This window comes from Streptomyces triticirhizae (assembly GCF_003696235.1).
Classification (GTDB): domain Bacteria; phylum Actinomycetota; class Actinomycetes; order Streptomycetales; family Streptomycetaceae; genus Streptomyces; species Streptomyces triticirhizae.
In genome coordinates, this window is the sequence record NZ_RFFJ01000228.1 from 1 (window position 1) to 8,918 (window position 8,918).

Annotated in this window: 10 protein-coding genes; 1 reads left to right on the forward strand and 9 read right to left on the reverse strand. The window is 74.9% G+C overall.

Annotated elements, in window-relative coordinates:
* On the forward strand, positions 1 to 915 hold a 915-nt coding region (locus EBN88_RS26220), incomplete at its 5' end, for a dihydrolipoamide acetyltransferase family protein (protein ID WP_147472854.1).
* Positions 916 to 1,002: 87 nt separating this feature from the next.
* Here EBN88_RS26220 and EBN88_RS26225 read toward each other — a convergent pair.
* From EBN88_RS26225 to EBN88_RS26265, 9 genes are all read right to left on the reverse strand, one after another.
* Positions 1,003 to 1,566, reverse strand: coding sequence for a bacterial proteasome activator family protein (locus EBN88_RS26225; protein WP_122399532.1), 564 nt, complete (start codon positions 1,564 to 1,566; stop codon positions 1,003 to 1,005).
* Between the two features lie 21 nt (positions 1,567 to 1,587).
* On the reverse strand, positions 1,588 to 4,440 hold the full coding sequence (locus EBN88_RS26230) for an FtsX-like permease family protein (RefSeq protein ID WP_158621537.1): 2,853 nt from the start codon (positions 4,438 to 4,440) through the stop codon (positions 1,588 to 1,590).
* Entirely contained in the window at positions 4,437 to 5,186 is a 750-nt protein-coding gene (locus EBN88_RS26235) for an ABC transporter ATP-binding protein (RefSeq protein ID WP_122399534.1), read from the reverse strand. The genes EBN88_RS26230 and EBN88_RS26235 overlap by 4 nt, the downstream gene beginning before the upstream one ends.
* Entirely contained in the window at positions 5,183 to 5,827 is a 645-nt protein-coding gene (locus tag EBN88_RS26240) for a PadR family transcriptional regulator (protein WP_122399535.1), read from the reverse strand. The genes EBN88_RS26235 and EBN88_RS26240 overlap by 4 nt, the downstream gene beginning before the upstream one ends.
* Before the next feature lie 121 nt (positions 5,828 to 5,948).
* Entirely contained in the window at positions 5,949 to 6,341 is a 393-nt protein-coding gene (locus EBN88_RS26245) for a hypothetical protein (protein WP_122399536.1), read from the reverse strand.
* A gap of 108 nt (positions 6,342 to 6,449) precedes the next feature.
* Positions 6,450 to 7,457 (reverse strand): NAD(P)H-quinone oxidoreductase, encoded by a 1,008-nt coding sequence (locus EBN88_RS26250; RefSeq protein ID WP_122399537.1) that lies wholly within the window; start codon positions 7,455 to 7,457, stop codon positions 6,450 to 6,452.
* Positions 7,458 to 7,487: 30 nt separating this feature from the next.
* Positions 7,488 to 7,757, reverse strand: a complete 270-nt coding sequence (locus tag EBN88_RS26255; protein WP_122399538.1) for a hypothetical protein — start codon at positions 7,755 to 7,757, stop codon at positions 7,488 to 7,490.
* A 286-nt stretch (positions 7,758 to 8,043) separates the two neighbouring features.
* Positions 8,044 to 8,343: a TFIIB-type zinc ribbon-containing protein gene (locus tag EBN88_RS26260; RefSeq protein WP_122399539.1), complete on the reverse strand. Its 300-nt coding sequence runs from the start codon at positions 8,341 to 8,343 to the stop codon at positions 8,044 to 8,046.
* Positions 8,344 to 8,379: 36 nt separating this feature from the next.
* Positions 8,380 to 8,918, reverse strand: a 539-nt coding sequence (locus EBN88_RS26265) for a phosphotransferase family protein (protein ID WP_147472855.1), incomplete at its 5' end; no start/stop codon positions are given.

Sequence of the window (8,918 nt, forward strand, 5' to 3'; positions counted from 1 at the left end):
CTGGCCAAGGACCTCGGCGTCGACCTCGCCGCCGTGGTGCCCACCGGGCCCGGCGGGGTCATCACCAGGGACGACGTCCACGCCGCCGCCGAGCCGAGGCCCGCGCCGGGCGAGGCCGCCCCGGCCGCGGCCCCCGCGTTCGAGCCGTTCCCCGCCCCCGAGGGCGGCGGCGTGCGGGAGAGCCCGGCGGTCGAGCCCCAGTCGCTCGCCGCGATCCGCGAGCGGCGGGTGCCGGTGCGCGGGGTGCGGAAGGCCACCGCGCAGGCGATGGTGGACAGCGCGTTCACCGCCCCGCACGTCACCGAGTTCGTCACCGTCGACATCACCAGGACCGTCCGCCTCGTCGAGCGCCTGAAGAGCGACCCCGACATGGCGGGCCTGCGCGTCAACCCGCTGCTGCTGGTGGCCAGGGCGCTGCTGGTCGCCCTGCGGCGGAACCCCGAGGCCAACGCGGCCTGGGACGAGGAACGCCAGGAGATCGTCTACAAGGACTACGTCAACCTGGGCATCGCCGCCGCCACCCCCAGGGGGCTGCTGGTGCCCAACATCAAGGACGCCCACGCCAAGACCCTGCCCGAACTCTCCCGCGCGCTCGGCGAGTTGATCGCCACCGCGCGGGAGGGGCGGACCAGCCCGGCCGACATGCGCGGGGGCACCGTCACCATCACCAACATCGGCGTCTTCGGCATCGACACCGGCACGCCGATCCTCAACCCGGGGGAGTCCGCGATCCTCGCGTTCGGCGCGATCAAGGACCAGCCCTGGGTGCACAAGGGCAAGGTCAAGCCGCGCAAGGTGACCACCCTGGCGCTCTCCTTCGACCACCGGCTGATCGACGGCGAGTTGGGCTCCCGGCTGCTGGGCGACGTCGCCGCCGTTCTGGAACACCCCAAGAAGCTGATCACCTGGACCTGACCGGTCCCCGGCACGGCGATACGGCGGGGCCCGGGTCCGAACGTTCGGACCCGGGCCCCTCGCCCGTCCGGTGAGATCGGGTGACCGTTACAGATAGGGCCCCGAGCGGGCCCCGCCCTGCTGCCGCTGCTCGTCCTGGTCCAGGTCCTCGGGCCCCAGCGCGCCCGGCGGCAGGGCCCGGCGCATCTGCTCCAACTGGGCCCTGGCCGCCATCTGTTGGGCGAACAGCGCGGTCTGGATGCCGTGGAAGAGGCCCTCAAGCCAGCCGACCAGCTGCGCCTGGGCGATGCGCAGCTCGGCCTCCGTGGGCACCCCGTCGTCGGTGAAGGGCAGCGACAGCCGCTCCAACTCGGCCACCAGCTCCGGCGCGAGACCCTCCTCCAGCTCCTTGACCGAGCTGGCGTGGATCTCCTTCAGCCTGACCCGGCTGGCCTCGTCCAGCGGAGCCGCCTTCACCTCCTCCAGGAGCTGCTTGATCATGCTGCCGATCCGCATGACCTTCGCCGGCTGCTCCACCATCTCCGTGACGGGGGTCTCGGAGTGCCCCTCCTCGCCGTCCCGACCGCCCGGGTTGCTGAGCGCCATCCCGTCGGGGCCGACGACCAGGACCTGGGCGTTCTCCTGCGATGGTTCGTTCCTCGGCTGAGTCATACCTCCATCATGCAACGACCCTCATCCGACCCGCCGCGCCAGGGGCACCCGGGAGCGGGTCAGCAGCGTCGCCAGCAGCCAGGCGACCAGCGGCACCACGACCAGCAGCTGAGCGAACGTCGCCCACGGCAGCTCCACGAACAGCTCGGGGCGCGGCGAGCTGATCTCGCCCGCGTCCCAGAGCGGCTGCCAGCGGTCCAGCTCCACCCGGTGCTCCACCAGCCGCAGCCCCAGCGCCGGCACCAGCCCGGCGACCGCGCCGAGCAACACCCCCATCGCGGCGATCAGCCCGCACTGGAGTCCGGAGAGGGTACGGCGCAGCCGGTGGGTGGCCCCGACGGCCGAGAGCGTCGCCAGGTCGGCGGCGGCGTCCGCCTGGGCCAGCCCGGTGGCGATGCCGGCCGCGCCGATGGTGATCACCGTGGCGGCCAGCGCCAGGATCAGCAGCGCCAGCGAGTTGTCGCGGTCGAAGCCCTCCTCGGCGTAGAACCAGATGTCGCCGCCCAGCTTCTGCAACTCGGCGTCCACCGCCTGCCGTTCCGCGCCGCTCGGCGCGTTCGCCAGCGCGTAGACGCTGCCCAGGTCCAGCTCGGCGAGGCCGGCGTCGGCCGCCGTCCGTGGGCTCAGCAGCACGGCCGGCGCCAGCTTCCCGTCGGACAGCACATGCGCGGGCAGGTCCACCTCGGCGGCCGGGGTGTCCCTCGGCATCGCCGAGTCGCTCCAGTCCTCCGGATACTCGGTGAGCAGCCCGAGGGTCAGCCGGCCGTCCGCGTCGAGCAGGTCCTCGTGCGCGACCAGCGCCTCTCCGTCCGCCAGGGCCTCGCTGGCCCCCGGCTCCTCGATGCCGAGCGCCGCCAGCGCCTCGGGCTCGGCCACCATCACCGAGGCCGCCGAGCCGCCCATCCAGGAGACCCCGGAGCAGAGCGGACCCTGAAGCGCGGCGCGGCGCTCCTCGACGTCCATCCCCTCGCCCGCCTCCCCCCAGGCCGGGCAGTCGAGGCCGGCCGCCGGCTGGGGCACCGTCTGCCCGCAGAACATCTCCTCCTCGCCATAGGGGGACTCCGTCCGGCAGTCGAGCGGGCCCGGCACGGCCAGCGCCAGGTCGAACCGCTCGCCCACCCGCGTCTCCCGCTCGACCGCGCCCCGGGCGACATCGAGGTCGGAGGACGCGTCGGGCAGGAACGAGACCACCGCCGCGTTCCCCTCCGGTAGCTCGGGCTCGTACGCCGCGCGCTGCTCGGCCTCGTCGCTGACCGTCACGGTCGCCACGGCGACGGTGCCGGCGACGGCCGCCAGCACGGCGGCGACGGCGGGCGCGGTGCGGCCCCGGTTGCGGGCGGCGTCCCGCAGCGCCAGCCGGGGGACCAGCGGCAGCCAGCGGGCCAGCCGCCCGAACGCCCCGACCAGCAGCGGGGTCAACGCCACCAGGCCCAGCTCGGCCACCACGGCGCCGACCGCGACCGGCACCGTCTCGCCGAGCAGCAGCCCGCCGAGCAGCGCCAGCGCCGTGCCGAACAGCAGCGCGCAGCCGCCGACCAGCGGCAGCACCCGCCCGCCGCGCCGCACCCCGCGCCGCCCGGTCAACGAGGACAGGACGGAGGCGCGGGCCGCGTTGTACGCCGGCACCACGGCGGCCAGCAGCCCGATCAGCACCGCCAGGACCGCGATCCCGCCCAGCTCAAGCCAGCGGAAGTCCCAGGCCCCGAACCGCGAACCCAGCCGCTCCTCCAGCCAGGGCTTGGTCGCCAGCACCAGCAGCACCCCGCCGACCAGGCCGACCACGGCGGCGACCGCGCCCAGCACCAGGCCGCTGGCCAGCATGATGGCCCGCAGATGGCGCCGCTCGCCGCCGTTCGCCCCCACCAGGCCGAGTTGGCGGCGCGAGCGCCGGGCGCTGACCGCGAACGCCGGCCCGGCCAGCAGGCAGACCTCCAGCACGATCAGCGAAACGGCCACCACGGCGACGGCCACGGCCGCCCCGTCCACGTTCCCGCTCCTCGCGGCGATCTGCTGGGCCTCGGCGGAGAGCAGGCTCCGCGACGGCGGGTCGAGCACCAGCTCGCGCGAGACGACCACGAAGCCGCGCTCGTTGGCCTCCTGGACCATCGGCCAGTCGACCACGCCGCCCTCGCCCGGCACGTCGACCAGCACCCTGCCCTGCATGTACGGGCCGGGCTCCAGGGCGGCCCCCGGCAGCGCGACCAGCTCGTGTTGGCCAAGTTGGCCCGGGTCCTCGAAGCTGCCGACGACGGTGAGGGTGGTCCCCTCGTCCAGCCGTTCTCCCCAGGTGTTGACGGTGACCTCGTCGCCGATGGCCAGCCCGCCCTCGGAGAGGAACGCGGAGGACGCCGCGATCTCGCCGTCCGTCTCCGGGTAGCGGCCGTCGAGCAGCCGCCGTTGGCCCTCGGCGAGGGCGTGACCCGCTTCGGTCTCCGTGATCTCGACATCGGAGACCCCGTGCGCGGTGCTGGCCCGCAGCCAGTCGGTCCGCTCGTAGACCAGGGTGCTGCCCTCGGGCACCAGCGGCTCGACGAGCGCCAGCAGCTCCTCGGGCGTCTGCCACGGCGGCTCGGGCGGCTCGGCGTCCTCGGGCGTCCGCGCGAAGACGTCCTCGCTGATCGTCCAGAAGCCCTCGAAGTCCTGGATCACCGGGTCGGAGCCCGTCAGCTCGTAGCTGGCGTCGGCCTGCCCGATGGTGTGCTCCAGCTTCTCGGCCACCGACAGCTCGCCGCTGCGCAGCGCCAGGTCGGCGCCGGCCGCGCCCAGGATGGGCAGCGCGATCATGGCCACGACCAGCGCGCTGCGGCCCTTGGCGCGCAGCGCGTCGCGGCGGGCGACGCGCAGCGCCAGCCGCCAGGTGCCCCGCCGGCTCATCGGGCTCCCTCGCCGGTCAGCAGCGACTCGGCGGAGCTGGCGGCGGACTCGTCCACCACCGTGCCGTCGCGCAGGAAGACCACCCGGTCCGCCCATGCGGCGAACCGGGTCTCGTGGGTCACCAGCACCACGGCCGCGCCCTGGTCGGAGCGGCGCCGCAGCAGCGCCAGCACCGCGTCGCTGGTCTCGGTGTCCAGCGCGCCGGTCGGCTCGTCGGCCAGCAGCAGCCGCCGGTCGCCGACCAGCGCGCGGGCGATGGCCACCCGCTGCTGCTGCCCGCCGGAGATCTCGTCGGGGAACCGGTCGGCGACCTCGGCCAGCCCCATCTCCTCCAGCGCGGCCAGCGCCTCGCGGCGGGCGGTGCGCTGCCGGACGCCGTCCAGCTCGCGGGGGAGCGCGATGTTCTCGGCGGCGGTCAGCGCCGGTATGAGGTTGTAGTCCTGGAAGACATAGCCGATGGAGGTCCGCCGCAGCTTGGCCAGTTGGGCCCGCTTCAGCTGCCCGAGGGCCTGCCCCTCGACGAGGACCTCGCCGCCGGTGGCCGTGTCCAGCCCGCCGGCCAGCGTCAGCAGGGTGGACTTGCCCGAGCCCGACGGGCCCATCACCGCGACGAACTCCCCGGCCCGCACGGTCATGTGCACGCCGCGCAGCGCGTGCACGGCGGCCGGTCCGGTGCCGTGGGTGCGGCTCAGCTCGCGCAACTCCAGCACGGCGGCGGCGGGTTCGTCCGTTCCCGGGTGGCTCATGACGAGGCCCCCTTCCGGGCGACGGGCCGCGGGGGTGCCTCGTCGGCGGCGGGCGGCCCCCCGGCACGCCCGCCGCGCTCGGCCCGCTGGGCGGCGAGGCGCACCAGCCGCGCCTCGCAGTGGTCCAGCCAGCGGACCTCGGCCTCGGCGTAGAAGATCAACTGCTCCAGCACCAGCAGCCACGCGACGTCGTCGGGGTCGGAGTCGGCGGATTCGGGCCTGGACCGGTCCGCGTTCATCGCGTCGGCCTTGAGCCGGGTGTAGTCCCGCATGGCGCTCAGCGTGTGGCGGCGCTGCCGCTGGATCACCTCGCGGAGGTCGACGCCCGGGGTGCCGACGGCCATCGCCAGCTTGATCGCCAGCTCGTCCCGCGAGGGCTGGGTGCGGTCCACGGGGCTGTCGAACCACTCGACGAGCGAACGTCGCCCCTCCTCCGTGATCGCGTACAGCTGCTGCTTGGCGTCCCCGCCGCCCTCGGGCCGGATCAGCCCGTCCCGCTCCAGGCGGCCGAGCGTCGTGTAGACCTGACCGATGTTCAACGGCCAGGTGGTGCCGGTGCGGGACTCGAACTCCGCACGCAGCTGGGAGCCATAGCGAGGCCCCTGGTCCAACAGGGCTAGCAGCCCGAAACGGATTGACATACCGCGTATGTATACCGGGTATGTAGGCGGCGCGGCAAGCCCGCTTACCGAGTATGTTCACTGGCTGTCGCGCCTTCGGGGCGCTCCCGGCCGCCCCGGCCGCCCCTGGTCCGCCCGGCCCTCAGCCCTGCCGCAGGCGGTAGCCGAACAGCCCGAGGCCGAGCCCCAGGCAGGTCAGCCCCGCGCCCAGCGGCATCACGGGAACGATCTCGCCGCCCGGTGCCGCGCCCCCGGCGCCCCGCGCCAGCCGCTCGCTGCCCCGGCCCTGCCAGCGGGTGGTCGGCTGGTCGACGATCCGCCACTCGGCGACGCGCTCCCCGTCCGCCCGCCGCTCGGTCCGCCCCTCGAACCGGCGGTCACCCTCCCCGGCGGCGGCCCGCTCCGCTCCGTGCTCGGCCCCACGTTCCGCTCCCCGGCCGGCTCCCCGGTCGTTCGCCACGGCCGCCGCCGCGAAGGCGGTGGCGACGGTCAGCAGCGCGACCCCGGCCAGCGCGATTCCCACCCACAGCCTCACGAGTCCCGACCCTTCGCGGTGATCCATCCGGTGATGAGACCAGCGTGACACGAAGCGGCATAACGGGCATCTCGGGCGGGCCGGTTGTTGTTCCGAACCGTCCCCGGCTCAGGCCGGGCGGGGCGCGGTGAGGTCCCCCTCCTCGCCGGTCGCGGTCAGCAGCACCTTGCCCACATGGCCGCCGGCCTCCAGCACCTCGTGCGCCAACGCGGCCTCCGGCAGCGGCAACAGCCGGTCGATCACCGGCCGCACCCGCCCCTCGGCGAGCAGCGGCCAGACCCGCTCCCGAACCTCCGCGACGATCGCCGCCTTCTCCTCAGCCGGCCGCGCCCGCAGCGAGGTCGCGGTGACCGAGGCGCGCCTGGCCAGCAGCGTCCTCAGGTCCAGCTCCGCCTTCACCCCGCCCTGGAAGCCGATCACCACCAGCCGGCCGCCGGGCGCCAACGCCGCGATGTTGCGCGCCAGATAGCGCGCGCCCACGATGTCCAGGATCACGTCGGCGCCGCCGACCCGGCCCAGCGCCTCGACGAAGTCGTCCTCCCGGTAGTTCACCAGCACCTCGGCGCCCAACTCCCGGCAGCGTTCCAGCTTCTCGGCGCTCCCCGCCGTCACCGCGACCCGCGCCCCCAGCGCCCGCGCCAGCTGGATCGCGAACGTCCCGATCCCGCTCGCGCCCCCGTGCACCAGCAGCGTCTCGCCGGCCCGCAGGCCGGCGGCGCCGAACACGTTCGACCACACCGTGCACGCGACCTCCGGCAGCCCGCCGGCGGCGACCAGCCCAACTCCCCCGGGAACGGGCAGCAGTTGACCCGCCGGCACGGCCACCAGCTCCGCATAGCCGCCGCCGGCCAGCAGCGCGCACACCTCGTCGCCCACCCGCCAACCGCTCACCCCGGGGCCGAGCGCGACCACCCGGCCCGCGCACTCCAGGCCCGGATAGGGCGAGGCGCCGGGCGGCGGATCATAGAAGCCCTGCCGCTGGAGAACGTCGGCCCGGTTGACGCCGCTGGAGGCGACCTCCACCAGCACCTCGCCCGCCCCCGCCTCGGGGTCGGGCACCTCGGACCAGACCAACGCCTCGGGGCCACCCGGCTCAGGAATCGTCACAGCGCGCATGACCGCGACGCTACCGGCCCCGTCTGTCTCCTAGGGCCGCCGGGCCGGCATGTCCACGCGGTGCTGCTCCTCGTAGACCATGTGCACCAGCTCCGCGATGCACTGACCGCACGCGTACAGGTCCCCGTCCGCGCGCGGCGCGCGGATCGGGCCGATCCACAACACGCTGATGTTCTCCCGCCGGCAGTAGAGCCAACACCGGCCGGTGACCCACTCGTTGCCGCCGGTGCCCCGGTGCGGCACCGGCCAGCCGCTGACCCCGGAGAAGCTGATGCCGCCGAGGGAGACCCGCGCCCTCACGCCGTCGCCACCAGCCCACGCCGAGGGCGGCGCGACCCCGCGCCCTGACCGCTCCCTGCCATCCTCACTCCAAGTCGAATGCGACTGCTGACCTTCCGTACTCACACCATCACCCACCGGAAGCCCCGCTTGTGCCGAGTCGCGAATTTTCACCGGTTCGGAGCCCACCGCACCGCACACCCGTACGGAAACGCCCGCGCCGGCCTCCCGGAGGAGACCGGCGCGGGCGCACGTGCCGGGGAACGGGCTTCAGCGGCGGGGAACTTCCCGCTGCGGGGCCCTCCCGCTACGAGGAGAAGAACAGGCCGGAGAGGCCGCCCTTGCGGCGGCGGCCGTAGTGCCCACCGTGGTGGCCGCCGTGCTGGGGCGCGCCCCAGCCGGGCCCGGGCGGCGGCTGCTGGTAGTGCGGCTGCTGCGGAGGCGGCGGCGCGGGGGCGCCCGGCGGGGCCCACTGCGACTCCAGCTGGGTGATGTGCTCCAACTCCCCGTAGTCCAGGAAGATTCCCCGGCAGCCGTCGCACTGCTCGATCTGAACGCCGCTTCGGTTGAACGTGCGCATCGGCGCGCCGCACTTGGGACACTGCATCATCGGCTCCATGGTCGATCTGCTGTCTCCCACACCCTACGGCAGCCCGCCGATGCGACCACAGGCTTCGACCAACGCCACGCCCTCGCCGTCGAGTTCACCGCCGCCCGCCTGCGCGTGGAGCAACGCCCGCGCCGCGCCCTGCACCGCGAACGCCCGCGCCGGCGCGTCCAGCCGCGCCCAGAGGGCGCCGTCCTCCGCCAACCCGTAGCCGGACAGCAGCCGTTGCCAGTCCTCGGGCGGCAGCAGGCCCGCCGCGTACCAGGCGGCGGGGCGCCCCAGATCCCAGGCGGGGTCGCCGACCCCGAGGTCGTCCACGTCGATCAGCCGCCAACCGCCCGCCGGCAGGCGCACCAGCTGGCCCAGGTGGAAGTCGCCGTGACACAGCGCCCGCCCGCCGCCCTGACCGGGCACGTCCCGGTACGCCCGCTCCACCCGCCGCCGCGCGGCGGCCAGCCGGGGGTCCTTCACCTCGGCCCGCAGCCGCGCCACCGCCCGCGCCACCCGCGCCGGGCCGCCGGCCGCCGGCAGCGGCCCGGGCAGGGCGGTCAGCGGAACGGCGTGCAGCCGCCGCA

Coding starts and splice junctions, on each gene's coding strand:
- EBN88_RS26225 (WP_122399532.1), bottom strand. CDS start 1,566: ATGACTCAGCCGAGGAACGAACCATCGCAGGAGAACGCCCAGGTCCTG.
- EBN88_RS26230 (WP_158621537.1), bottom strand. CDS start 4,440: ATGAGCCGGCGGGGCACCTGGCGGCTGGCGCTGCGCGTCGCCCGCCGC.
- EBN88_RS26235 (WP_122399534.1), bottom strand. CDS start 5,186: ATGAGCCACCCGGGAACGGACGAACCCGCCGCCGCCGTGCTGGAGTTG.
- EBN88_RS26240 (WP_122399535.1), bottom strand. CDS start 5,827: ATGTCAATCCGTTTCGGGCTGCTAGCCCTGTTGGACCAGGGGCCTCGC.
- EBN88_RS26250 (WP_122399537.1), bottom strand. CDS start 7,457: ATGCGCGCTGTGACGATTCCTGAGCCGGGTGGCCCCGAGGCGTTGGTC.
- EBN88_RS26260 (WP_122399539.1), bottom strand. CDS start 8,343: ATGCAGTGTCCCAAGTGCGGCGCGCCGATGCGCACGTTCAACCGAAGC.